The sequence below is a fragment of the Lutibacter sp. genome (genome assembly GCF_033723435.1).
Classification (GTDB): Bacteria; Bacteroidota; Bacteroidia; order Flavobacteriales; family Flavobacteriaceae; genus Lutibacter.
In genome coordinates, this window is record NZ_JAWVXC010000004.1 from 171,319 (window position 1) to 197,550 (window position 26,232).

At 28.9% G+C, this 26,232-nt stretch carries 28 protein-coding genes; 11 read left to right on the top strand and 17 right to left on the bottom strand.

The features are described from left to right. Positions 1–12: 12 nt before the first annotated feature. The 3 genes from R3342_RS08050 to R3342_RS08060 are packed head-to-tail and all read left to right on the top strand — an operon-like array spanning position 13 to position 5,139. On the top strand, positions 13–1,146 hold the full coding sequence (locus R3342_RS08050; RefSeq protein WP_318939512.1) for an efflux RND transporter periplasmic adaptor subunit: 1,134 nt from the start codon (positions 13–15) through the stop codon (positions 1,144–1,146). A gap of 24 nt (positions 1,147–1,170) precedes the next feature. Further along, the gene (locus tag R3342_RS08055; RefSeq protein ID WP_318939513.1) at positions 1,171–4,644 is read left to right on the top strand and encodes an efflux RND transporter permease subunit; all 3,474 of its coding nucleotides are present in this window, start codon (positions 1,171–1,173) and stop codon (positions 4,642–4,644) included. 18 nt (positions 4,645–4,662) lie between these two features. Next, positions 4,663–5,139, top strand: a complete 477-nt coding sequence (locus R3342_RS08060; protein WP_318939514.1) for a regulatory protein RecX — start codon at positions 4,663–4,665, stop codon at positions 5,137–5,139. Here the strand turns inward: R3342_RS08060 and R3342_RS08065 are convergent. Beyond that, on the bottom strand, positions 5,125–5,652 hold the full coding sequence (locus R3342_RS08065) for a nuclear transport factor 2 family protein (protein ID WP_318939515.1): 528 nt from the start codon (positions 5,650–5,652) through the stop codon (positions 5,125–5,127). The genes R3342_RS08060 and R3342_RS08065 overlap by 15 nt on opposite strands. A gap of 3 nt (positions 5,653–5,655) precedes the next feature. Next, a complete protein-coding gene (locus tag R3342_RS08070; protein ID WP_318939516.1) occupies positions 5,656–6,297 on the bottom strand; it encodes a hypothetical protein in 642 nt (213 codons plus the stop codon). Between the two features lie 142 nt (positions 6,298–6,439). On the opposite strand from R3342_RS08070, the gene R3342_RS08075 reads away from it, so the two are divergent. Then, on the top strand, positions 6,440–7,396 hold the full coding sequence (locus R3342_RS08075) for an NAD-dependent epimerase/dehydratase family protein (protein WP_318939517.1): 957 nt from the start codon (positions 6,440–6,442) through the stop codon (positions 7,394–7,396). 79 nt (positions 7,397–7,475) lie between these two features. Here R3342_RS08075 and meaB read toward each other — a convergent pair whose 3' ends face one another. From meaB to R3342_RS08125, 10 genes are all read right to left on the bottom strand, one after another. After that, positions 7,476–8,480 (bottom strand): methylmalonyl Co-A mutase-associated GTPase MeaB, encoded by a 1,005-nt coding sequence (gene meaB, locus R3342_RS08080; RefSeq protein WP_318939518.1) that lies wholly within the window; start codon positions 8,478–8,480, stop codon positions 7,476–7,478. 110 nt (positions 8,481–8,590) lie between these two features. Beyond that, positions 8,591–9,304 (bottom strand): Bax inhibitor-1/YccA family protein, encoded by a 714-nt coding sequence (locus tag R3342_RS08085; RefSeq protein WP_318939519.1) that lies wholly within the window; start codon positions 9,302–9,304, stop codon positions 8,591–8,593. Between the two features lie 57 nt (positions 9,305–9,361). Further along, positions 9,362–10,144 (bottom strand): ABC transporter permease, encoded by a 783-nt coding sequence (locus R3342_RS08090; RefSeq protein WP_318939520.1) that lies wholly within the window; start codon positions 10,142–10,144, stop codon positions 9,362–9,364. After that, complete coding sequence (locus R3342_RS08095; RefSeq protein ID WP_318939521.1) at positions 10,137–10,844, bottom strand: ABC transporter ATP-binding protein; 708 nt, start codon at positions 10,842–10,844, stop codon at positions 10,137–10,139. The genes R3342_RS08090 and R3342_RS08095 overlap by 8 nt, the downstream gene beginning before the upstream one ends. Next, positions 10,837–12,066: a nitrous oxide reductase family maturation protein NosD gene (locus R3342_RS08100; protein WP_318939522.1), complete on the bottom strand. Its 1,230-nt coding sequence runs from the start codon at positions 12,064–12,066 to the stop codon at positions 10,837–10,839. Before R3342_RS08100 ends, R3342_RS08095 begins: the two co-directional genes overlap by 8 nt. 5 nt (positions 12,067–12,071) lie before the next feature. After that, positions 12,072–12,509 carry a nitrous oxide reductase accessory protein NosL gene (locus tag R3342_RS08105; protein ID WP_318939523.1) on the bottom strand — a complete coding sequence of 146 codons (438 nt, stop codon included), beginning with the start codon at positions 12,507–12,509 and terminating at the stop codon, positions 12,072–12,074. Between the two features lie 53 nt (positions 12,510–12,562). Then, the gene (locus tag R3342_RS08110) at positions 12,563–13,189 is read right to left on the bottom strand and encodes a hypothetical protein (protein WP_318939524.1); all 627 of its coding nucleotides are present in this window, start codon (positions 13,187–13,189) and stop codon (positions 12,563–12,565) included. 72 nt (positions 13,190–13,261) lie between these two features. Beyond that, entirely contained in the window at positions 13,262–15,235 is a 1,974-nt protein-coding gene (gene nosZ, locus R3342_RS08115) for a Sec-dependent nitrous-oxide reductase (protein WP_318939525.1), read from the bottom strand. Positions 15,236–15,264: 29 nt separating this feature from the next. Further along, positions 15,265–15,723, bottom strand: a complete 459-nt coding sequence (locus tag R3342_RS08120; protein ID WP_318939526.1) for a cytochrome c — start codon at positions 15,721–15,723, stop codon at positions 15,265–15,267. Between the two features lie 22 nt (positions 15,724–15,745). Beyond that, complete coding sequence (locus tag R3342_RS08125) at positions 15,746–16,324, bottom strand: fasciclin domain-containing protein (RefSeq protein WP_318939527.1); 579 nt, start codon at positions 16,322–16,324, stop codon at positions 15,746–15,748. Between the two features lie 230 nt (positions 16,325–16,554). Between R3342_RS08125 and R3342_RS08130 the strand changes: the two genes are divergently transcribed. After that, positions 16,555–17,151 (top strand): thioredoxin family protein, encoded by a 597-nt coding sequence (locus R3342_RS08130; RefSeq protein ID WP_318939528.1) that lies wholly within the window; start codon positions 16,555–16,557, stop codon positions 17,149–17,151. A gap of 34 nt (positions 17,152–17,185) precedes the next feature. Next, positions 17,186–17,671: an ABC transporter ATPase gene (locus R3342_RS08135; protein ID WP_318939529.1), complete on the top strand. Its 486-nt coding sequence runs from the start codon at positions 17,186–17,188 to the stop codon at positions 17,669–17,671. Between the two features lie 2 nt (positions 17,672–17,673). Here the strand turns inward: R3342_RS08135 and truB are convergent, their stop codons facing one another. Genes truB through R3342_RS08155 form a run of 4 tightly spaced genes read right to left on the bottom strand, consistent with a single transcriptional unit; the run spans position 17,674 to position 20,309 of the window. Continuing rightward, the gene (truB, locus tag R3342_RS08140; protein WP_318939530.1) at positions 17,674–18,366 is read right to left on the bottom strand and encodes a tRNA pseudouridine(55) synthase TruB; all 693 of its coding nucleotides are present in this window, start codon (positions 18,364–18,366) and stop codon (positions 17,674–17,676) included. After that, the gene (locus tag R3342_RS08145) at positions 18,366–19,178 is read right to left on the bottom strand and encodes an undecaprenyl-diphosphate phosphatase (protein ID WP_318939531.1); all 813 of its coding nucleotides are present in this window, start codon (positions 19,176–19,178) and stop codon (positions 18,366–18,368) included. Before R3342_RS08145 ends, truB begins: the two co-directional genes overlap by 1 nt. Before the next feature lie 2 nt (positions 19,179–19,180). Beyond that, entirely contained in the window at positions 19,181–19,429 is a 249-nt protein-coding gene (locus R3342_RS08150; RefSeq protein ID WP_318939532.1) for a DUF3098 domain-containing protein, read from the bottom strand. A gap of 1 nt (position 19,430) precedes the next feature. Beyond that, the gene (locus R3342_RS08155; RefSeq protein ID WP_318939533.1) at positions 19,431–20,309 is read right to left on the bottom strand and encodes a cell division protein FtsX; all 879 of its coding nucleotides are present in this window, start codon (positions 20,307–20,309) and stop codon (positions 19,431–19,433) included. Positions 20,310–20,658: 349 nt separating this feature from the next. Between R3342_RS08155 and R3342_RS08160 the strand changes: the two genes are divergently transcribed. Together R3342_RS08160 and R3342_RS08165 are read left to right on the top strand one after the other, a co-directional pair. Next, on the top strand, positions 20,659–21,165 hold the full coding sequence (locus R3342_RS08160) for a hypothetical protein (RefSeq protein ID WP_318939534.1): 507 nt from the start codon (positions 20,659–20,661) through the stop codon (positions 21,163–21,165). Positions 21,166–21,176: 11 nt separating this feature from the next. Next, complete coding sequence (locus tag R3342_RS08165; protein WP_318939535.1) at positions 21,177–21,566, top strand: GerW family sporulation protein; 390 nt, start codon at positions 21,177–21,179, stop codon at positions 21,564–21,566. Positions 21,567–21,666: 100 nt separating this feature from the next. Here R3342_RS08165 and mce read toward each other — a convergent pair whose 3' ends face one another. After that, complete coding sequence (gene mce, locus R3342_RS08170) at positions 21,667–22,068, bottom strand: methylmalonyl-CoA epimerase (protein ID WP_318939536.1); 402 nt, start codon at positions 22,066–22,068, stop codon at positions 21,667–21,669. A 101-nt stretch (positions 22,069–22,169) separates the two neighbouring features. Between mce and rbfA the strand changes: the two genes are divergently transcribed. The 3 genes from rbfA to katG all read left to right on the top strand — a co-directional run bounded on the left by rbfA (position 22,170) and on the right by katG (position 26,184). Next, the gene (gene rbfA / locus R3342_RS08175) at positions 22,170–22,562 is read left to right on the top strand and encodes a 30S ribosome-binding factor RbfA (protein ID WP_318939537.1); all 393 of its coding nucleotides are present in this window, start codon (positions 22,170–22,172) and stop codon (positions 22,560–22,562) included. 1 nt (position 22,563) lies between these two features. Further along, a complete protein-coding gene (locus R3342_RS08180; protein ID WP_318939538.1) occupies positions 22,564–23,766 on the top strand; it encodes an ABC transporter permease in 1,203 nt (400 codons plus the stop codon). A 195-nt stretch (positions 23,767–23,961) separates the two neighbouring features. Next, on the top strand, positions 23,962–26,184 hold the full coding sequence (gene katG / locus R3342_RS08185) for a catalase/peroxidase HPI (protein WP_413468704.1): 2,223 nt from the start codon (positions 23,962–23,964) through the stop codon (positions 26,182–26,184). Positions 26,185–26,232 lie beyond the last annotated feature (48 nt).

Sequence of the window (26,232 nt, forward strand, 5' to 3'; positions counted from 1 at the left end):
AAAAATATTAAAATGAAAAAAATATCTCTAATCATTCTCACCGCAATTATTGCTTTTTCATGCGCTAATAAAAAAGAAAAATCAACCTTAGAACAGCTAATTTCAAATAAAAAGAACATAGAAAGTAAAATAGATAGTTTATCTATAGAACTTAAATCTGTGGAACAAAAAATTTCAAAATTAGATACCACAAAAAAGTTACAAATAGTAACCTCATTACCTGTAAAACAAGAATTATTTAAACATTATGTTGAAATACAAGGCGTTGTAAAAACCGATAAAAATATTGAAATCAGACCTGAAGCAGGTGGAAACATTACAAAAATATTTGTAAAAGAAGGCCAACAAGTAGCTGCTGGTCAAGTTTTAGTACAATTAGATGATTCCACCATAAAAAGAAATATTGATGAGTTAAATACTCAGTTGTCTTTAGCAAAAACAACTTTTGAACGTCAAAAACGTCTTTGGGATCAAAAAATAGGTTCAGAAATTCAATTCTTACAAGCAAAAACTCAAAAAGAAAGCTTGGAAAATAATATTGCCATACTAAAATCTCAAGCAAAAAAAATGAAAATAATTGCACCTTTTAATGGTGTAATTGATGAAATTTTTCCAAAAACAGGTGAGCTTACAAGTCCGCAAACACCTGTTGTAAGATTAATAAATTTAGACAAAATGTATGTAGAAGCAGAAGTTTCGGAAAAATATATCAGTTCTATAAAAAAAGGTACTGAAGCTATTATTCAATTTGAAAATAACGCAACCCAAATAACTTCAACCGTAAATCAAGTAGCTAATTATATTGATCCAAATAATAGAAGTTTTAAAGTTAAAATATACATAAACAATTCTGATAAGAAGTTGAAACCTAATTTAATAGCTAACTTAAGATTAAACGATTTTACTTCCAAAAATGCATTAACAATCCCTTCAAACATAATTCAAGAAGATCAAGAAGGAAACAGTTTTGTATTTAAAATTGAAGAAAATAACAATCAATTTAAAGCTATAAAAACCATAATTAAAAGTGGTTTATCATATAACAACAGAACAAATATTGAATCTGGTTTAGCTGCCAACGACCTTATAATTAATAAAGGATCTAGAGGGGTTAAAAACAACCAATCTATAACCGTTGTAAACTAAATTTAATTTGTAGAACTCATTTTTATGGAAACAAATAAAAACACCATACTTAAAGAATTTAAACTCTCAACTTGGGCTATTAAGAACAAAATGACCGTTTATGTTCTTATTTTCATCATATTTTTAGCTGGTTTAAGTTCGTATATGGCGATGCCGCGTGAAGCATTTCCAGAAGTTTCAGCACCTGAAGTTTATATCACCACTCCATACCCAGGAAATTCGGCATTAGATATAGAAAAACTGGTTACGCGCCCAATTGAAAAAAAATTAAATAACATTTCAGAAGTAGATGATATTATTTCTAATTCATTAGAAGGATATTCTACTATTGATGTAAAATTTGATTTTAGTGTAACGCCAGATGAAGCTTTACGAAAGGTAAAAGACAAAGTAGATGAAGCTAAAGCTGATAAAGATTTTCCAAAAGATTTACCGGCCGAACCAAATGTGTTTAAACTGAATTTTGCAGAACTGATGCCAATTATGAATATCAACCTATCTGGTGATTTTTCTATGGATCAATTAAAAAAATTCGGTGAATATTTACAAGATGAAATAGAAGCATTACCCGAAATTAGTGAAGTTAATATTCGTGGTGTACAAGATAAAGAAATGGCTATTAGCATCGATTTATATAAAATGCAATCGTTGAAAATTAGTTATAACGATATTGCTAATGCTATAAAAAACGAAAACGTAACTATTAGTGGCGGAGAAATTAAAGAAGGTGGTTTGCGTCGAAATGTTCGAGTTGAAGGTGAATTTAAAAACGCACAACAAATTGCAAATATCATAGTAAAACGCGAAAAACAAAAAGTAGTTTATTTACGCGATATAGCTACCGTAACTTATAAAGAACAAGAAAAAGAAAGTTTTGCTCGTCAGTACGGAAAATCCGTAGTTATGCTAGATGTTAAAAAACGTGGTGGCGAAAACTTAATAAACGCTTCCGAAAAAATTGATGAAATACTAGCAAAATCAAAAGCTGAAGTTTTTCCTAAAAATTTGGTTATTTCAAAAACCAATGATATGTCTAACCAAACTAAAACTCAAGTATCAGACCTTGAAAATAGTATTATTTTAGGAATGTTATTAGTAGTTGGAGTTCTTATGTTTTTCTTAGGATTACGAAACGCTTTATTTGTTGGTATTGCTATACCAATGTCTATGCTTTTATCTTTTATCATATTAAGTTTCATGGGGGTAACTCTAAATACTATGGTATTATTTTCATTAGTATTAGCTCTTGGAATGCTCGTAGATAATGGTATTGTGGTTGTTGAAAATATATATCGTTTAATGGATGAAAAAGGATATTCGGCAATAGACGCTGCAAAATATGGTGTAGGTGAAGTTGCTATGCCAATTATAGCATCAACAGCAACCACTTTAGCCGCATTTGTTCCATTAGCATTTTGGCCAGGAATTATTGGTGAATTCATGAAATATTTGCCTATAACTTTAATTATTGTGCTAAGTTCTTCTCTATTTGTGGCTTTGGTTGTAAACCCGATGCTAACATCGGTTTATATGAAATTAGAAGAAAAAAAGAGAGATGTTAAAACTCGATTTAAAATTGGTCTTCTTTTATTTTTTATAGGAACTTTAATCGTTGTATCTGGATTAACTTTTGCATCTAAAGTATTAATAGTTATTGGTAATTTAACAATATTAGCTGGTGCTTTAGGATATTTAAACACAAAAATTTTAGAACCAGGAACGCAATGGTTTCAATCTGTATTTCTACCTAAATTGGAAAACTTTTATGAACGATTTTTACAATATGTTCTTAAAGGAAAACATCCAATAGCATTTTTTGGCGGAACAATATTATTATTAATATTATCATTATTACTTTTCGGATTATTTCCTCCAAAAGTAGACTTCTTTCCAGATAACGCACCAAAACAAGTATATGTATATATAGAATTCCCTATTGGAACGGATATAGTAAAGACTAATGATTTTACCAAACAAATGGAGAGTAAGGTTGTTAACTATTTAAAACAATACAAAGTTAATGGCAACGATTTTATGGTTACTTCTGTAATTGAACAAGTTGGTGAAGGAGCCGGAGATACTAGTAGAGGTTTTCAAGGAGGAAGCACTCCAAACAAATCTAAAATTTCTATTGATTTTGTAGATTTCCAAGACAGAGTTAATCCTAAAACAGGAGAAAAAGTTAGTACCCAAAAAATAATGAATGATATTCGTAATTTAATTGGAAGTTATGCAGGAATTAAGGTTGTTGTTGACAAAAACCAAGATGGTCCTCCAACTGGGGCTCCAATAAATTTAGAAATTTCAGGAGATGATTATTCGCAATTAATGAACGTTGCCAATGATATGAGAGATTTTATAAACGAACAAAATATTGGTGGTATTGAAGGTTTAAAAATAGATGTAAATCAAGGAAAACCTGAACTTCCTGTTATTATTGATCGTCAAAAAGCACGTAGATTAAATATTTCTACTGGACAAATTGCAGATGCTTTACGTACCGCTTTGTACGGCAAAGAAGTTTCTAGATTTAAAGATGGAGAAGATGATTATCCTATTAATATTAGATTAATGGATAAATATCGATATGATGAAGATGCTTTAATGAATCAAAAAATAACATTTAGAGATCAAGCGGATGGAGGAATTATAAAACAAATTCCTATTTCTTCTGTAGCAACATTAAAAAATGCTTCAACATTTGACGTAGTTAAACGTAAAAATTTAAAACGTGTAATTACCTTATATTCTAATGTAATTGATGGTTATAATGGCAATGAAATTGTTGCTAAAATAAGTGAATCTCTAAAAAATTATAAAATGCCAGTTGGAGTAAAATATCAATTTACAGGAGAGCAAGAAAAACAAGCTGAAAATATGGATTTTTTACTAAAGGCATTAATGATAGCAATAATGGCCATATTTTTAATTCTTGTAGGGCAATTTAATTCTGCTTCTACTCCATTTATTATTTCTATGGCAGTGCTACTTAGTTTAATTGGTGTGTTTTTAGGTCTAGTTATTTTTAGAATGGATTTTATCATCATTATGTCTATGTTAGGTATTATTTCATTAGCAGGAATTGTGGTTAATAACGCCATAGTTTTAATTGATTATACCAATTTAATTATGGAACGAAAACGACAAGAAAACGACCTAAAAGAAGGTGCTTTACCTATTAATCTAGTTTACGAAAGTATTGTAGAAGGTGGTAAAACTCGTTTAAGACCAGTGTTACTAACGGCAATAACCACAGTGTTAGGTTTGGTTCCGTTAGCTTTAGGAATTAATATTGATTTTATTGGTTTGTTTACTGAATTTAATCCTAACATTTATATGGGAGGAGAAAATGTTATGTTCTGGGGACCATTAGCTTGGACCGTTATTTTTGGCCTTACTTTTGCAACATTTTTAACGCTAGTAATTGTTCCTATTATGTATTATTTATTAAATAGAGTTAAATTATACTTTAATAAAAATAAAACCGCCAAAGTTTAGGTGATTTTATCTTAATTTATGAAAAGAAATAAAACGTATACTGTTGATGAAGCAACTAAAGTATTAGAAAAATATTGTGCTTATCAAGAACGCTGTCATCAAGAAGTTGAAAATAAGTTATACGATTTAAAAATGATTTCAGAAGCAAAAGAGCAAATCATTCTTCATTTATTACAACATAATTTTTTAAATGAAGAACGATTTGCAAAAGCTTTTGTTAGGGGAAAATTTTCTATAAAGAAATGGGGCAGAAATAAAATTATTAAAGAATTAAAATCAAAACAAATTTCCGCTTACAACATTAAAACTGCTCTTAAAGAAATTGATGAAGAAATTTACTTAGAAACTCTTCATAAAGTTGCAGAGAAAAAATTAGCTTTAATTAAAGAAGCTAATATTTATAAAAAAAGAAATAAACTTTCTAATTTTTTAATTTCAAAAGGATTTGAATCTAATTTAGTGTATAAAAAAAGTACAGAATTAATTCCTAATTAAATTACTGTGTAATTTTTTAACAAAAGTTGAATCTTTCGTTTTATTAATTTTAATTACCTCATCAATATTTGAATTAGGAATGGTTAAAGAAAGTACATAGTGTTTAATTTTCCAAGTTTCTCCTTCCTTTTCTATAACTCCAGATCCTCTGCAAACGCCCATCCAAGTATTTAAAAGTTCATCAAACCATGCTATTCTTCCATCTTTTTCAAAATAAATATTTCGTTTTAATGGTGTAAAATCCCAAGCTTTTCCTCTATCAAAAAAAGGTTTGCTAAATTTTTCAAATTCTTTTTTATTCCAATGTTCTGATGCATCTGTACCAATAAAAATTGAATTTTCATCCATTGCATTAAAATAACCTTCGTAATTTGATTCTGCAGCATTTTTGTGCCAAGTATTTAAAACGTTATTTATATTTTCTTTTTCCTTAACAAAATTCAAATTAGCTGGCTTTTGATTATTACAACTAATAAAAAGTAAAACTAGCATTATGGATATACTATTTTTCATATTTTAATTTTTTTTAATTATTGGCTTATTTTTTAATCTAGATTTACGAATTGTACTTTCTCTTATCGTTTTTGATGGTTTTTTATATGGAATAACCTTATCTTTTTTTAATTCTTCTACTGGTTTTTCCGTATCAACTTCTAAAGCTTTTTGAATAGCCGAAGCGTTATACAACGTGTTAATTTTTGAATTTAAATCCGAATAAACTGTTAATATACTTGTCACTTCATCTTTAACTTCCGAGGTTTTTATAGATGGAATTGTAGCCATATCTGCCAAACGTAAGGTTTCATTCTCTAAAACGTTTATTCTTGCAATTACACTTGGAGTTTTTAAATCGTCAACTCTTATAGAATCTTTCATTAAAACAACCAATTCACTTAACTCCCTAGCATTAGAAAGTGCCTCAGAAGTACTAATATTATAAAATTGAGTTATAAAATCATCTACATCTTTATATTCCCTCCAATTGTTAACTGCTTTTTTAGCACTTGGTATTAGCACTTCGCCTAGAGGAACTTCAATTCTATTATTCACAATTTTCAAAGAATCTTGCTTAGAAATAACCTGAGTTTTAGACTTGTTTTTGGTACATGAAACTGTTCCTACTAATATAATTACAAAAAGGAAAAATAAATACTTCATAAATTAATAAATTCCTTCCAAAAATAGTAATAAAATACTTGTTTTAAATAAATTTTATCAAATTGATAAAAACTAAATATATGAAAATAAAATTTATATTTTCAGTATCTTTGAAAACCGAAACGGAACAACAAAACTAAACATGAATAAGCAGATACTAATTATAGGTGCTTGTGGCCAAATTGGCACAGAATTGACCTTAAAACTACGTGAAATTAACGGCAATAATGCTGTAATTGCGTCCGATATTAGAGAAGGAAACGATGAATTAATGCAATCTGGTCCTTTTGAAATAGTAGATGCTATGGACAAAAATAGTATTGAAAAAATATTAGACAAATATGCAATTACTGAAGTTTATTTAATGGCCGCAATGCTTTCTGCAACAGGAGAGAAATTTCCTGCTAAAGCTTGGGAGTTAAATATGACTTCTTTATTTAATGTGCTAAATTTTGCTAAAGAGAAAAAAATAAAAAAAATGTTTTGGCCAAGTTCCATTGCCGCATTTGGACCAACAACTCCAAAAGAGAACACCCCTCAAGAAACAATTATGGAGCCGACAACTGTTTACGGAATAAGCAAACAGGCTGGTGAACGTTGGTGCGAGTATTATTTTAACAATTACGGTGTTGATGTTAGAAGTGTTAGATACCCTGGTATTATTAGCTGGAAAACAAATCCAGGTGGCGGAACTACAGATTACGCTATTGAAATATATAATAATGCATTATTAGTGGGTAAATACGATTCTTTTTTAAACAAAAACACCAAATTACCAATGATGTATATGGATGATGCTATTGATGCAACTATTAAAATTATGGATGCTAAACCTGAAGACGTAAAAATTAGATCCTCATATAATTTAGCCGCTATGAGTTTTACCCCTGAAGAAATTGCATTAGAAATCAAAAAATTTATTCCTGATTTTAAAATTTCTTATCATGAAGATTTCAGACAAAGAATTGCAGATAGCTGGCCACAAAGTATTGACGATTCTAGAGCTAAAGAAGACTGGGGATGGCAACCTAAATTTGATTTACACAAAATGTCAGAAAACATGCTAAATAGTCTTCATAAAAAATTTGAGAATAGCTAATTTCAAACGTTTATAAAATTAAATCCTTGGAATTTTTTTCAAGGTTTTTTTTTATTTATAAACTATTTTTATTATTAAATTAAAATGATTTTTTAAAAGCATCTACAATTTGTTGCGCTGCTTTTACAGGAGAAATTTTAGCTTCAACAACTTCATTTTCTAAAACTTTAAGTTGGCTTGCAATACTTTTAGATCCATAAAATAAATTTTTCAGCGCTTCATTAATATTATTATACATCCATTTAATTTGCTGATGATTTCTATTTTTATGAAAATATCCATTTTCTGTTACTAATTTCTTAAATTTTAAAATTTCATCCCAAACGGTTTCTATACCTATATTTTCAATTGCAGAAGCTGTACTAACTACTGGACTCCATCCAGATTCAGAAGGAGGAAAAATATGTAAAGCATTTTGATATTGTCTTTTTGCGAGTTCACTTTTGCGAATATTATCGCCATCGGCTTTATTAATAACCACCATATCTGCCATTTCCATAATACCTTTTTTAATGCCTTGTAATTCATCGCCTGCACCAGACAACATTAAAAGGAGAAAGAAATCTGTCATTCCATGAACGGCAGTTTCCGATTGTCCAACTCCAACCGTTTCAATTAAAATTACATCATAGCCTGCCGCTTCACAAAGCAATACAGTTTCTCCTGTTTTATTGGCAACTCCACCTAAAGTGTCTCCCGAAGCGGAAGGTCTAATATAAGCATCTTCTAAATTTGCCAATTCTTCCATTCTAGTTTTATCGCCTAAAATACTGCCTTTACTACGCTGACTTGTGGGATCAATAGATAAAATGGCAACCTTTTTCCCTTTGCTAATTAAATGCTTTCCAAAAGCTTCAATAAAAGTACTTTTCCCAACACCTGGAACTCCTGTGATTCCTATTCTAATTGAATTTCCCGTATTTGGTAAAATAGATTGAATAATTTCTTTTGCAAGAAGTTTATCGCTTTCTAAATTACTTTCTATAATAGTAATTGCTCTTGAAAGCAGCACTCGATCTCCTTCTAAAATACCATTTATGTATTCTTCAGCAGTTAACCTTCCTTTTGGCATATAGTTTTTCATCAAATTATTACTAGATTAAAAAAGAATTATACTATCAAAGATAATCATATTAATAAATTGCATTCTTTTTAAAAAAATTTATTTGCAGAAAAAAATTAAAAACTTTGAGTTTATTTTCTATTACCGAAGATTCTAAGTAAAAACAAAAATAAGTTAATGAAATCTAAATATAAAGTTAGAGCTCCCAATATGGCGCTTTTTTCCATGCTTTCTTCACTTTCAAAACCATTTATAGCTATCCTTTTTAGTTTTTGAGTATCATATGCTGTTAAGCCTATAAAGATAGCTACACCTAAATAAGTTACAATCCAATACATCATTTCGCTATGCAAAAACATGTTAACTATAGATGCTATAATAATACCTATTAAAGCCATTATTGCCAAGCTACCTATTTTTGTTAAATCACTTTTAGTAAAATACCCATATAAGCTCATTGCGCCAAAAGTACCTGCTGTAATTAAAAATGTAGAAGATATAGATTCAGATGTGAATACTAAAAAAATAATGGCAAAAGTTAATCCGTTTAGTACCGCATATAATAAAAACAGTAGTGTTGCATTATAGGAACTGATTTTATTAATTCGAGCAGAAATATATCCTACTAATGCTATTTCACCAATTAGTAAGCCATAAAAGAGTATTTTGTTTCCAACAATTGCATTAATTAACATTTCAGAACCTGCTGTAAAATATGCTACTAAACCTGTAACTAGTAAAGCTATCGCCATCCAGTTATACACTTTTGTTAGATATGCCGGAATACTCTGGGTTAAATTTATTGGGTTGTGATTTGAACTTGGGGTAGTTAAATTATTTTCCATTTTATACTATTTTAGAACAAAAGTAACTTTCTAAATTTTATTTGAAAGTTAAAATTTTTAAAAATCTTTTTTGCGAAGTTTTCTACTCATCCTAAAAACAGGAAGTAAAACCCAAAAAGATAAAATAATCATTGATATTATCATTCCGAAATTTGTTCCAAAGAAATTTCTAAAAACTGCACCTGTATAACCTAAAAGTGCAGAAATATCTAATTTTAATAAAATTAAAATTCTAGATAAATCAATAGGATTAAACATAGTAGCAATTAAAGAGAATTTATCTAGTGGATAATCATTAAATATTAATAACGATATTAAAAATATTCCATCATAAATAACGGCTAAAAACAACCACATAAGTATAGCATATCCAAAGCCTTTAATTTTATTATCTGTTGAAAGTGCTATGTTGTAAGACAACGCCACAAAAATAAAGTTTAAGAAAGTACCAACTAACAATAACAAACTAAAATCAAAAATAGCGGTAGATTTAAATAAGCCGTACAATACAAAGGGAATTCCTAAGCCTAAAACCAAACTTAGTGTTAATGAAAGTGCAATACCAATATATTGCCCCATAAATATGGTATTTCTTTTAATTGGCTGTGCTAATAATAACTCTGTAAATTCTTTAGAGTTATAATAATACATTACGCCAAATATTGTTCCAATTAACGGTGTTAAAACAATAATAATATTCATTAAAGTTATTACTGCTTTATTTAAATTATTATTTAAAAATAATAACACAAAACCTAAAGCCAAGTAAAAAACAAAATATACATAACTCCAACGGCTTCGCATTAAATCGAAAAAACTATATTTTAATATTTTAAGCATATTGTTTTGAAATTAAATTAGCAATGGCATGTTCTAAATTATCATTTTCAGTTTGCTTTTTTAAAGCATCAATACTTCCTTTAAAATAAATTTTACCATCTAATAAAAACACTATTTCATCGGCAATTTCATCTACAAAACTCATAATATGCGTAGTTATTAAAATAGTTTTACCATTTTCTTTTTCTTTAGTGATTAATTCTTTTAAATGAATTAAAGCAATAGGATCTAAACCTGTGGTTGGCTCATCTAAAATTATTAGTTCGCTATCAAACATAAAGGTTAGTACTAAATTTACTTTTTGTTTTGTTCCCCCTGAAAGAGTTCCCAATTTTTTTTGCAAAAAGCTCTGTAGCCCAAATAATTCTATTAATTCATTTTCCTTAGAATTTTTTGGCCTTAAATTTTTCACCATTTTTATCAGTTCAATCACGGATAGATTTGGAGGAAAATTAGCTATTTGAGGTAAATAGTTTAAATGATTTCTATATTCCCATTTTTTAAGAACTGTTTTTCCATTTAACAAAATATCTCCTTTATTTGGAATTACCATACCTAATAAAGATTTTATTAGCGTTGTTTTGCCTGAACCATTTGGACCTAAAACTGCAAATACTCCCCCTTTTTTAATGGAAAGATTAAGACCATCTAAAACAATTAATTTTCCAAACTTTTTATGAATATTTTTAAACTCAATCATGTGCTATTTTCATTAAAGGGTTTTTGTCTACTAAATTATCTGGTGTAAAAACTGGCGATACTTTTTCGGAAAAATTAATAATATCTACAAACAAACTTCTTAATAAAACTAAGGCTTCTGGCGTTTGATTTACAATATAAGAAAAGAGTTTTACTGGTCTGTAAGGCACATCGCCAATACCATCTTTGTTTAAATCGTACCCAGTATAATCACTCCAATAATTATTTTCAAATCGATTGCTATTTAATTGACTGTTATAAGACAAATCAAATGCATTATATATAAAATCATTTCGTTTAAAGATATTTTTATAGCATCCGCCACTAAATTTTAGAGCCCATCCGTTTCTAATAAATTTATTCTTATTATAATCAATTCTTGAACAGTTTTCTACATTAATACCAATAGTATTTTGTTCAAAAGTGTTGTTTTCAATTTGAGCATCGTATATTTCTTTTAGAAGTAATCCGTAAGAGGCCATTCCCCAATTATAATGAAATACATTATCATGCATAATAATGAATTTAGAAAACATAACTGCTACTCCTGCTCCATTGTTTTTAAACTCATTTTTAAAATATACATTGTTATTAGAAAACATGAAATGTAATCCATAACGAATATTATTTTGACTAATATTATTAGAAATAGTACTGTTTTTTACAAATTCAAAATAAATACCATCTCTTAAACCCGAAATTTTATTGTTTTGAATTTTCATATGTGAACAATGCCACATATGAATTCCATTTCCCGAATTGGCTTCGTTATCCGCATTACTTGTAATGGTATTATTTAAAATAGTTCCGTAGTGTGATTTTTCAATAAGAAATCCAAAAAAAACTTTTTTTAATGTAATATTTTTTAATACAAACTGCTTACTTCTAGAAACTAAAATTGCGGCAAAATCTTTAGTATAACTTTGGCCAACATTCATTAAAGTTAATCCTTCAATAGTAAAGTTATTTGCAGTTACTTTAATAATTGTTCCTTTAAATTCTCCATCAATTACAGGGTTGTTTTCTCCTATTAAATAAATAGATTTAAGGATAGAAATGTTTTGCTCTTTATAGATTCCTTTTTTTACAAGAATAGAATCTCCATCTTTTGAAAGTGAAACAGCTTCCTTAATGGTTTGAATTTTACAAGATTTACAAACAGTAATTGTATTTGCTTTAATTTCAAAACAAACTAAAACAAAGATTAAAACTAAATATTTCATGCTATTTAGTCTTTAAATTTTTCTTTTAATTGTTGCCAATTATAGATTTTTCCGTCTAGTTCATTTTTAACTTTTTCAGCATTTTCAAAAGAGCTAAACGCAGACAAATAAGCGCCCATTGGGCTTTTAATTTTTTTGGTAATTAAATATGTAGAATTTTGTGCATTAATTAATTCTCCAGGTTTTTGATAATTAGCAACCAAAATATAGGCTAATTCCCCTTCATTATTTTCTTCATTAATTTTCTGAACCATACACTCTATAGAATCAAATATATAACTCTTCCCTTTTTTAGTAACATACTCTGAAGCATGAGTTTTATCTACCACTGTCATTTCACAAAATGCACAATGATCTTGTCCATAATTAATTTTTTGTGGTTCCACTTTACAAGAAATAAGGGTAAAAAGGATTCCTATAAATATAAATTTAACCGTTGACATAAGTACTATTTTTGATTTTTTCTTAAAATTACAAAATGTAATTAATTGATTGTTTAGTTCTTTAATTTATTTTTTGAGCTTATTATAAATGCAAATACCACAAACACAAATGATAGTCCAATAAAATACACAGCAGTTGATGGATACGAATACACTTGAAAATTCAACATTTGTTTAAATCCAAAAATAGGTGGTTGATAAGCCATCATTTCGCCAGTAGCTTTATCTGTAATTTTTAATATAGCATTCGGATTTAAGTCATGCCCATAAATATATAGCCAATTATAAAAATCGTACATTCCAACAATTCCTGAAACAGTTAATAAGCCAAGCCATGTGGCATATAACTTTCTATTTCCTATAAATCCGAAAATAACTCCAAGAATTACAAGTACAATTACAACTATTGGAATAATAACAAACTCTTTAAAAGGTTCTACAACTCCTTTTTCAACATTTGCTTTATAAGGTAAATGAGCCATTCCAATGTAATGATTTAATAAATCAATGTTTTTTACATCATTAAATTGATTACCATCCGACAAATGTGTAATGTGAATATTTAACCCTAATGGTTCAGGATATTGCGGAGCTAAAAGTGTTATTTTCCATAATGGAAATACAAATAATAAAAGCAATAACATGCTTCCAATAACCATTAATAATTTATCTTTTCTCATTTGATGATTTTTTAAAAAACTGACAGTAAATCAATCAAAAAAACTGCCAGTTTTTAATTTAAATATACTCAACTATTCTTCTTCTCCTGGAATTTCATCATCCAAGGTGAATTTAATTGGTGTATTAGCTCCTTTAGCAGATACACGAACATAACCTTGCATTTCTTGATGTAATGCAGAACAAAAATCTGTACAATAAAATGGCCAAACACCTACCTCTTTAGGTTCCCAAACTAAAGTTGCTGTTCTACCAGGCATAATTAACATTTCTGAATTGTCAGCTCCAATCATAGCAAAACCGTGTGGAACATCATAATCTTGTTCTAAATTAGTAATATGGAAAAATACTTTATCCCCAACTTTTACACCTTCAATATTATCTGGAGAAAAGTGAGAACGAATCATACTCATATACACATGTACTTCATTTCCTTTTCTAATTACCTTTGTGTCTGCTTCAGATTTAACTGCTTCAGGATGCTTATTATCTTCTAATTTATATATTTTTTGAGATTTATCCATTAACATTTTTGCAGGAATACCAGCAGCATAATGTGGCTCTCCAATAGTTGGAAAATCTAATAATAACTGCATTTTATCTCCAGAAATATCAAATAATTGAGCTGATTGGCATACTTCAGGTCCAGTTGGTAAATAACGGTCCTTTGTAATTTTATTCATTGCTACTAAATATTTATCAAATGGTTTTCTAGAATTTCCTCCTGGAATCATTAAGTGACCAACAGAGTAATAAACGGGATGTCTATCCACAACTTTTAAATCTTTTATATTCCATTTTACTACTTCCGAAGAAATAAAGAAAGTTGTATATGCATTCCCCCTTGTATCAAATTCAGTGTGTAAAGGTCCTAAACCTGGTTGTTCTAATGTTCCATAATTTACTGCTTCAAATTTCAAAATTGGAATTCCGTAAGCATCACCATCAAAAGCTTTATCTGCAATTGCTTTTTGCATTTTTGTAAAAGAGTGAACAGTCATAGCTGCAGCCAATTTACCATTACCAATAATATATTCTCCTGTTGGATCTACATCACAACCATGTGGAGATTTTGGAGTTGGTAAAAAGTAAATTGCACCAGGAACGTCTTGTGGATTAACCACTAATACTTCATCTTCCATAGTTGAAGTTGCAGTATGTGTATCATCATTCCAAACATTATGGGCGTATTTTACTTTTTCTGTATGTCCTTTACCTTGTTTTATATATTCTTCTATTTTTTTCCAGTTAACTGCTGCAATAAAATCTTTATCATTTTGAGAAGCATTTACTTCCAATAAAGAATGAGCTTCTTCAGTATTATACATAGAGAAAAAGAACCAACCATGTGATTTCCCTCTACCTGGATGTGATAAATCATAATCAAAACCTGGCATTCTAAGTTGAAATGCTATATTCATTTCTCCATCTTTTGGATCAATTTTTATAAAAGATAAAGACGCTTTAAAGTTTCCTTTATAATCACTAATTGGAATATCGCGTTGAGGAATTGGAACACCAAAACGAGTACCTGCAACCACATATTCCGAATTTTCAGTTACAAATGATGAACTGTGATTTCCTGCAGAATTAGGAATTTCAATAATTTCTTCTGTTTCAAAAGTTTTCAAACTAATACGAGCTATTCGTGGTGTATTATTTTCATTGATAAAAACCCAACGACCATCTAAAACTCCATTAGTTTGAGAAATATCAGGATGATGAGAATCTCCCCAAGGCACAAAACCATGAGAAGTATTTAACATCGGTTTAGTTTCTTCATTATAACCATATCCTTTTTCTGGATCTTGTGAAAAAACAGGAATTACTCTAAATAATCTTCCAGATGGTAATCCGTAAACAGATAACTGTCCACTAAATCCACCTGAAATAAAGGCATAATACTCATCGTATTGCCCTGGAGCAACATAAACTCTTTCCGCTGCGTTACTCGTTAAAGCTCCTTTAGAACTTTTTGAGCTTGTTGGTGCCGGATTGCAGCTAACCAAAAAAACAGCTACTGTTAAAAATGCAAAAATTGATTTCATAAATATTTAATTTGATTGTTGTTTTATGTTTAATTTTTTGTTCTAAAATATTCTAAAACAGCACGAGCTTCATCTTTCGTTAAATGTTGATTTGCCATTGGCGCACTAAACTCTCTTAATAACTCTTTAGCTGTTTTATTTTTAGCAATCATTACTTCTGGATTTAAAATCATATTCATAATCCATTCTGGAGATTGTTTTTTAGTGACTCCTTTTAAAGCAGGTCCTATATATCGCTTATTAATTTTATGGCAGGCAGTACATTTAGCTTTAAACACTTCTTTTCCTTTGGCGGCTAAACTTTCATCAATTTCTCCAAGTGTAACGCTAGTAATTGGTCCAACCCCTTTGTCTAGCATTGGATCAATATTTTCTACTTTTTCAGATACTTCTTTTTTAGGAGATTCCTTTTTAACTTCTTTTTTATCATTATTTCCACAGCTTGAAACTGCAATAACTAATGCTATTAGAATAAGTTTTAATTTCATTTTATTTTATTATTATAATTATTTATTCAGATGGAACCAATACATTACCTATTACGTGTATCCATCCATTACTTACTTTTACGGTTTTTAAAATTTTTGTTCCTCCAACATATACACCATCTTCTTTATTTTCAACTACTAAATATTTGCCTGAAGCCATATAAAGTTTCCTTCCTTTTTTTGCTTCTTTTTTTAATTGTTTAATTGGATAATTAGCCGGAGCTACATGATTTGTTAGAATATAAGCCAGCTTTGCTTTGTTTTCAGGTTTTAATAAAGTTTCAACAGTTCCTTTTGGTAATTTATCAAATGCACTATTTACAGGTGCAAATATTGTTAAAGGACCTGCATTTACAACTGCATCTTCCACTCCAGCTGCTTCAATTGCCGTAACCAAAGTTTTGAAATCTTCTAATGATTTTGCAACTTGCAATGCATTCGCATCGGAAATATTATCTTTTACGGATGCTTGACCTTTTTCTACAATTTCTTTAGTTTCTGATTTTTTTACTGCTACTTTTTTCTTTTCTTTTGTTTCACAGCTAGTAACCATTACAATAAAAATAGCTGAAAATAAGATAGTTAAAGTTGATTTTTTCATATTTATAAAATTAGTATTAATTATTTTATTTGGCAAATGTAAAGGGTGATGGCCTTTTAGAAAATGATAAATGTCAGTTTTAAAGAAATAAAGATGTTTTTATCCTTTTTTATTATGTGTAATGTTTGTTACTTCAATAAAACAAGTAATAATTGTAAATTTGTTCCGAAAAAGAAATTGTAAGTTTGCTCTAAATTTAACGTCAAAAAACTTGCATTAAAATTTTAAAAATGAATAAAAATCTTATAAATAAAAGTTTAGAAAAAGGATACACATATTCTGAATATAGAACATATTTAAAAGACTCCATTTCTTCTAAATCATCACAGGAAATTGAAAATGACGCTCTTTTAAGCTATACGCATTTGAATGATAAACGAATGGATAGGTTAGATAAAACTAGTAAACTTTCAGATGAAACTATTACTTCGATAAATAACTTATCAAAACCTTTTACTTTTTTAGTTATTGCTGAAGGTTGGTGTGGAGATGCTGCTCAAATAGTTCCTATATTAAATAAAATTGCTACCTCTACTCCAAAAATTGATTTAAAAATTGTGCTTAGAGATGAAAACGAAGAATTAATGAATCAGTTTTTAACTAATGGAAGTAAATCTATTCCAAAAGTAATAATTGTGGATGAGAACAATGAAGTTATAAATTCTTGGGGACCACGTCCTTCTATTGCTACAAAAATGGTGTTAGATTATAAAGAAAAACATGGCGTTATTGATGCCGAATTTAAAAAAGATTTACAACTTTGGTACAATAAAGATAAAGGTACTAGCACACAAAAAGATATTATAACTTTATTGAAAGCTTCATAATAAATTAAATACCTTTACCACCTAAATAAAATAAATGATTGTAGATTTTGATAAAATTCCAGATTGGGGTAAACTTTGGGTTTTTCCAGCAAGTAGAAAGTTTTATTCTCAAGAAATTAACGAAGTAAAAGAAAGTATTGAAAGTTTTTTAAAAACATGGAATCTGGATAAAGAAGAATTAAAATCTGCTTATCAAATAAAATACGATCGATTTATTATTATTACCATTGATGATTCTGAAATTACTTTACCATTAGAAACTCATGATGCTTTAAGTGATTTTATTCAAAGTCTTGAAAAAAAGTATAATATTTTATTGTTAGATAAAATTAACGTTTGTTATAAACAAGGAGAATTTGTGCAGTACAAAGATTTAATTGCTTTTAAAAAGATGATAAAAAGCAAAAGTATTTCTCCAAAAATAACCGTTTTTAACAATATGATTTCTACTAAAGAAGAGTTATCTAATCAATGGGAAATTAATATTATGGATAGTTATTTGGGACACTTTTTTAAGTAATCTCAACTTAAATTATTTTCCACAAAAGTTAAAGGTTCTGTAGCATTCTCTACACTAAAGTCTCCGATTTTAGTCCTTCGAAGTTTTGACAAATATGCTCCAGAATTTAAGGCTTCTCCAAAATCAAAAGCTAAAGAACGTATATAAGTTCCTTTGCTACAAACTACTCTAAATTCTACTTTTGGCAAATCTATTTTAGTTATTTCAAAGGCTTCAATTGTAATTTTTCGAAATTTAATTTCGGTAGTTTTACCTTCTCTGGCTAATTCGTACAGTTTTTTTCCATCTTTTTTTATGGCAGAAAAAATAGGTGGTTTCTGATTTATTTCACCTTCAAACTGTTTTGCCGTTTTATAAATTAAATCTTCCGTAATATGTTCAATAGAGAATGTTTGATTTATTTCTGTTTCTAAATCATAACTTGGCGTAGTTGCTCCTAACGTTATTTCGCCAGTATATTCTTTTGTTTGCGCTTGATAAGTTTCTATTTGTTTGGTAAACTTTCCTGTACATAAAATTAACAAACCTGTAGCCAACGGATCTAAAGTTCCTGCATGCCCAACCTTAATTTTTTTTATATGGTATTTTTGACGAATATGCCAACGGATTTTATTAACAACCTGAAAGGATGTCCAATGCAAAGGTTTATCTATTAATAAAACTTGACCATCTTTAAAATCTTCTCCTGTTAACATTAAATAAGTGTTAATTCGTATAAGAAAAAGTGAATTGCTAAAATAACAATTCCTAACAAAATTCTATAATAACCAAATATTTTGAATCCTTTGTTACTTAAATAATCAATAAATGATTTTATAGCAAACATTGCTACAATAAAAGCTACAACATTGCCTATTATTAAATAATTTATTTGTACTGAGGATAAAGTAAAACCTGCTCTATAATAATCAAATAGTTTTTTTGCCGTAGCACCAAACATAGTTGGTACGGCTAAAAAAAACGAAAATTCAGCTGCTGTTTTTCTGTTTAATTTTTGAGTCATTCCACCAACAATTGTTGCACCACTTCTTGATGTTCCTGGAATCATAGCTAAACATTGATACAATCCAATTTTAAAAGCTGTTTTATAATTTATTTTAACATGCTCTAATGGTTTGTCGCCTTCAATTTGTTCATTAGCTTTAAACCAATCATCTACTTTAAGTAAAATAATTCCTCCTAAAATAAGTGTACTAGCAACAATTAAAGGACTTTCTAATAATTCATCAATTATATGGTTAAATAATAATCCTAAAACTACTGCTGGAATAAATGCTACTAATAACTTAAAATAAAAATCTACACTCTGAAAAAAGCGTTTCCAATATAAAACCAACACTGCTAAAATTGCTCCTAGCTGAATTACAATAGTAAATAGCTTTGTGAAATTATCTCCTGCAATATGTAAAAATGAAGATGCTAAAATTAAATGCCCTGTAGAAGATACTGGTAAATATTCGGTAATACCTTCAATTATGGCAAGTATAATTGCCTCGATATAATTCATAGTTATTTTTTAGGCTTTGCTAAAATTGCATAAACCTCAACTGCCAAACCGATAATTATTAAGGTTGGCGCTAAACGAATTCTTCTAAAATCATAAATTTCAGGATTAAATACGTTTGGATCATTACTACCTCCACCAGACATTAATATAAAACCCAATCCTATAATTGCTATACCTATTAACATTATGATATAGTTTTTTTTACCAAATAAAAATTGATTTCCTGAAGGTGTTTTTTTTTGTTTTGCCATATTAATAATATAATTCGTCTACTTGTAAATTTAAAAATCGCTGTGTAGCAAAAAACGTACTTATCCAGCTAATTAGTATTCCTAATCCAATAATAAATAATGCTAAAATTGCGAACCATTTATAATCAGAAAGTAAATTTAGTTCGGGAACCAAGTTGTTTACGTACAAACCTAGTGCAATTAATGCAATAATAGCAACAATTGCTCCTAAAAACCCTAACTGAATACTTTTCCATATAAAAGGTACTCTAATAAATTTTTTGGTTGCTCCAACCATTTGCATCGTTTTAATGGTAAATCGTTTAGAATATACCGATAATCTAATAGAACTATTTATTAAAACTACTGCTATTAGAGTAAACACAGCACTAAAAAGTAGCATCCAAAAAGTTAATCGTTTTATATTTTTGGTAAGTAAATCAATTAACGGTTTATCATAGGAAATTTCATAAACCAAACTTCTATTTAATAAGTTTTTTTCAATTGCTTCCATTTTTTCAGGAGTAACAAAATCAGATTTCAAAGAAATATCAATAGCGTTTTTTAATGGGTTTTCACCTAAAAACTGCATAAAATCTTCTCCAATATCTTTACTATATTTTTCAGCAGCTTCTTTTTTAGAAATGTATTTTATAGATTTTGTGTAATCTGCTTTTTTTAATTCTGCTTTTAAAATATCTACATCACTATTTTTCGCATCATTTTTCAAAAAAATGGTCATAACAACCTGTTCTTTAAAATGTTTTGAAATACTGTTTGTTTTTATTAAAATTAAACCTAAAACACCAACTAAAAACAAAACCAAAGCAATGCTTATTATAACAGAAAAGTAAGAAGAACGTAGCCTTCTCTTTTGATATTTTTCAAATGATGTGTTCAAAATAGTAATTTCTTAAATAAATAGTTTGCAATATACAAATTAGTTGTAAGTTTTTGCTTATTTTTTAATGAACATAGAGTACTAATAACATATTAAATTTTAGCATTAATATTCATTTTAATTATTTATGTAAAGTTTTAAAAGTATAAATAATTAGTTTGCTAAACCTGTAAGTCTGTTCAACCATTAAAATTTTAGAACTGTTTTTTCAACTTGATTAATATCATATTAAAATCTATATTTTACCACTTGAATCTGATTAAAATCATTGAATATTAGATAATTAATTACCTTTTTCTGATTAGAATCATTGTGACAATTTCCACAATTAATTTTCTTTAAATCAAAAATGATATTATCTTTTATATATGGTTTTTTTATTCTGGTTTTAGTTCTACTAATTTATTTATTATTTACTCCTGTCCTTTTATTTGTAGATACTTCAACAAATCAATATTATGTTACCATTAAAGGTTTAGCTAAGGCAAGTTTAGAAAAACACTCAGAAGAGTTAATCAGAATAAAACTATCTATTATTTTTTTTAAATATTATTTCTATCCACTTAAAAGTATAAAAGAAAAAATAATAATGAAGAAAAAAGGTAACAAGAAAAAGAAGAAACAAAAATTGAGTTTTAATAAAACAGTACAGTTATTAAAATCGTTTAAAGTTAAAAAGCTACTTATTAATTTAGACACAAATGATTGTATTACAAACGCAAAATTATATCCTCTTTTTGCTTTATTAAATAATTATGTTGGAACATTTAGTATCAATTTTCAAGGAAGAAATCAAATGGTTTTACACATTGAATGCAAACCTATATATATCATTAAATCATTTTTTAACCTTTAAAAATCAAAATTATGGAATTACATTTTGAAAATTTATTAAACGAAATTACAGACTTTATTAAGTCTGAAGCAAACACTGAAACTGTTGTTGGTAAACAATTTGAATTAGGAGAATTTAAATGTGTACCTGTAATTAAAGTGGGAACAGGTTTTGGTTCTGGTGGTGCAGAAAACACTGAAAAGACAGATAAAAAAGTAGCTAAATCTATTTTAGGACAAGGTGGAGGCGCTGGAGCAGGTATAGGAATTGAACCAATCGGTTTTTTAGTAACTAGAGGAAAAGAAATTTCATTTTTATCTGCTGGCAAAACAAAAGGACTAGCTTCTGTATTTGAAAAGGTCCCTGACCTAATTGAAAAAATTATAGAAAACAGGGCCAAAGAAGAAACTACACCAGTTTAACAAAAAGAAAGTTAAATGAAAAATAGGGGGAATTTATTAATAAATTCCCCCTATTTTTCTTGTTTTTTTAAGGTTAGTGCTCTTAAATTTTTACAAAAAATTATTCAGCATCTTGACAAAGTTCTATTAAAACTCCGTTTGTGGTTTTTGGATGTAAAAACACCACCAACTTGTTGTCTGCTCCTTTTTTTGGAGTTTCATTTAACACGATAAATCCTTCTTTTTTCATCCTTTGAACTTCAGCTAAAATATCATCTACTGCAAAGGCAATATGATGAACTCCTTCTCCTTTTTTTTCTATAAATTTTGCAATTGGACTATCTTTATTTGTGGCTTCTAACAATTCTATTTTATTATCGCCAACTTTAAAAAAGGAGGTTTTTACGCCTTCACTCTTAACTTCTTCAATTTTGTATTGTTTTTCACCAAAAATACTTGCAAAAATTCCGTTTGATTTTTCTAAATCGTTAACTGCAATACCAATATGTTCAATTTTATTCATCCTTGTAAAATTTATAGTTCAAAATTACTGAAAAAAAATGGCAACTATTTTATCCTGTTCAAAAATAACTTTTATGTATATTTAATCGTTATTTTTGCAGCATGGAAACAAACAGACAAAAAAAAATAGCAGGCGTTTTACAAAAAGATTTAGCTGATGTATTGCAACGCGCCGCTCATGACGGAATGAAGGGAGTAATAATATCTGTAACTAAAGTACACGTAACTTCCGATTTATCACAAGCTAAAGTGTATTTAAGCGTTTTCCCTCAATTAAAAAGAGATATAATTTTAAAAGGAGTTAAAGAAAATGCATCTTCAATTAGATATGAAATGGCAAAAAGAACCAGAAATCAACTTAGAAGAATGCCTGATTTATCTTTTTATATTGATGATAGTTTAGATTATATTGAAGACATTGATAGTGCTTTAAAAGGCGAAAAAGGGAACCCAATTAAAGATCCTGATTTATTATCTAAACGCCAAAAAAGGTAATTTGAACTTTTCTTTGTACATAGCAAAGCGCTACTTATTTTCAAAAAGCAGCAATAATACTATTAACATTATTACCTTAATTGCTGGTGTTGGAGTAATTGTTGGTAGTTTAGCTTTGTTTATTGTACTTTCAGGTTTTTCTGGACTTAGAACATTTAGCGTTGGTTTTTTAAACACTTCTGATCCAGATATAAAAATAACTGCTAAAAAAGGAAAATCTTTTATTTTAAACGATACCATAAAATCTGTTTTAGAACAAGAAAATGGTGTTTTAAATTATTCCAAAGTAATAGAAGAACGTGCCTTTTTTGAATACAATAAAAAAACACATATTGCATTTATTAAAGGTGTTGATACAAATTACACTAAAGTAAATAGCATAGATACAACCGTTTATATTGGCACTTGGTTAGATAAAAATATTCCTTACGGAACTGTTATTGGAAATGGTATTTCAAACACATTATCCGTTGGGGTTTTTGATTTTATTGAACCGCTTACTATATACGTTCCAAAACCAGGAAAAGGATACATAACTAATCCTAATAATGCTTTCTCTAGAATAGACACACAACCAATAGGTATTTTTGCTTTAACCGATGATGTAGATAAAAAATTTACGTTTGTTTGGTTAACCGCTGCTCAACAATTACTTAATTATAAAGAAAATCAGATTTCTGCAATTGAACTAAAATTAGATAAAAATAGTTCTTTAGATAAAATTCAAAATTCTCTTATAACCAAACTAGGAAATAAGTTTACTATTAAAAATCGAGAGCAGTTAAATTCCGTTTTTTACAAAATGCTAAATACAGAGAATCTTACTTCGTATTTAATATTTACATTAATTTTAATAATAGCTTTATTTAATGTTATTGGTGCTGTAATTATGATGATTTTAGAGAAAAAAGATAATTTAAAAACCTTATATAATTTAGGGGCAAATATTAAGCAAATAAAAAAGGTTTTTATTTTACAAGGATTCTTACTGACTTTCTTTGGAATGTTAATTGGTGTTAGTTCAGGAATTATACTTGTGCTTATTCAAAAAAAATATCATTTATTCAAAATCACTCAACATCTTGCTTATCCTGTTGAATTAACTTTTTTAAATATAGTTACGGTAGTAATTACCATTTTAGTTTTAGGCTATATAGCTTCAATTATTGCCAGTAGCAGAATATCTAAAAAGTTGGTAGAATAATACTTGAACCTTCTTATTTTTTTAACAAAATTATTTTATTAAATTTAATATAGCTATCATAGGGTTAAACCTCAAATTTATTATTTACTAAACTCCAAACATAAGATTTTATTTAGATATAAATAATATCTATTATTATTATTTATTAATAATAATGTTTTATAATAAATTTATATTAATTAAAAAATAAAAATTATGAGCAATTCAAAGGAAGACAAATGTCCAGTTGATCACAGTCAATTTACAAAAAAAATGGCAACAAATGAAGCTGGAAAATGTCCTGTAATGCACGGGGGAAACACTTCATCAGATAAATCTGTAATGGATTGGTGGCCTAAAGCACTAAATTTAGATATTTTACACCAACACGATACTAAAACAAATCCTTTAAAAACCAATTTTAACTACCGTGAAGAATTAAAAAAATTAGATGTTGAAGCACTAAAAAAAGATGTAAATAACTTAATGACAGACAGTCAAGAATGGTGGCCTGCAGATTGGGGACACTATGGCGGATTAATGATTCGTATGGCTTGGCACTCAGCAGGTACTTATAGAACATCCGATGGACGTGGTGGAGGTGGAACGGGAAATCAACGTTTTGCACCACTTAATTCTTGGCCAGACAATGTGAATTTAGATAAAGCAAGACGCTTACTTTGGCCAATTAAGAAAAAATACGGAAATAAAGTGAGTTGGGCTGATTTAATCATTTTAGCCGGTACTATTGCCTATGAAAATATGGGATTAAAAACCTTTGGATTTGCTTTTGGACGAGAAGATATTTGGCACCCTGAAAAAGATATTTATTGGGGAGCAGAAAAAGAATGGTTAGCGCCTAGCGATAGTCGTTATAAAAATTTAGAAAATCCATCTACTATGGAAAACCCCTTAGCCGCTGTGCAAATGGGGCTAATTTATGTGAATCCAGAAGGTGTAAATGGAAAACCAGACCCATTAAAAACTGCAGAGCAAGTTCGTGAAACATTTAAAAGAATGGCAATGAATGATGAAGAAACAGTTGCTTTAACAGCGGGTGGACATACCATTGGAAAAACTCACGGAAATGGAGATGCCAGTAAATTAGGTCCTGTTCCGGAAGCAGCCGAACTTGAAGAGCAAGGTTTAGGATGGCACAACAATCAAAAATCAGGAAAAGGACGCTATACGGTTTCCAGCGGTTTAGAAGGAGCCTGGACTACCAACCCAACAAAATGGGATAACGGTTTTTTTGAAATGTTATTTAAGCACGATTGGGAATTACGTAAAAGTCCTGCAGGAGCTTGGCAATGGGAGCCTAAAAACATAAAAGAAGAGGATAAACCAGTAGATGTTGAAGACTTTTCTATGCGTCATAATCCTATGATGACTGATGCAGATATGGCAATGAAAGTTGATCCAATTTATAAAGAAATTTCATTAAAATTTATGAATGATTTTAATGCTTTTTCCGATGCTTTCGCAAGGGCTTGGTTTAAATTAACACATCGTGATATGGGTCCTAAATCTTGTTATTTTGGACCAGATATTCCACAAGAAGATTTAATTTGGCAAGACCCAATTAATCCTGGCAATAAAGAATACGATGTTGATGCTGTTAAAGAGAAAATTGCAAATTCTGGATTAAGTATTTCTGAAATGGTTTCAACAGCATGGGACAGTGCTAGAACATTTAGGGGGTCAGACAAACGAGGAGGTGCAAATGGTGCAAGGATTAGATTAAGTCCTCAAAAAGATTGGCAAGGAAACGAGCCAGAAAAATTATCAAGAGTACTATCAGTTTTGGAACCAATTGCAAAAGAATTTGGGATAAGTATTGCAGACACTATAGTATTGGCTGGAAATATTGGTGTTGAACAAGCAGCAAAAAAAGCAGGAATAACTATTACAGTTCCTTTTGAACCTGGGCGTGGTGACGCAACTGATGAAATGACTGATGCAGAATCATTTGAACCTTTAGAACCATTAGCTGATGGTTATAGAAACTGGTTGAAAAAAGAGTATATAGTAAGTCCAGAAGAACTAATGCTTGATCGCACTCAATTAATGGGGCTAACTGCTCCTGAAATGACTGTTTTATTAGGTGGGATGCGTGTTTTAGGAACAAACTATGGTCAAACAAAACATGGCGTATTTACTGATACTATTGGAGCTTTGTCTAACGACTTTTTTGTAAACCTAACAGATATGGGATACAGTTGGGAGCCTACAGAAAATGGATTGTATAATATTCGTTCTAAAAAAACAGGGCAAGTAAAATTTACTGCTACACGAACTGATTTAGTATTTGGTTCAAACTCAGTTTTACGTTCTTATTCTGAATTTTACGCACAAGATGACAATAAAGAACGGTTTGTACAGGATTTTGTGAATGCTTGGGTAAAAGTCATGAATGCAGATAGATTCGATTTAAAATAAATTAAAAGTCCAATAATAAAAAAGCAGTTTAAAATTTTTAAACTGCTT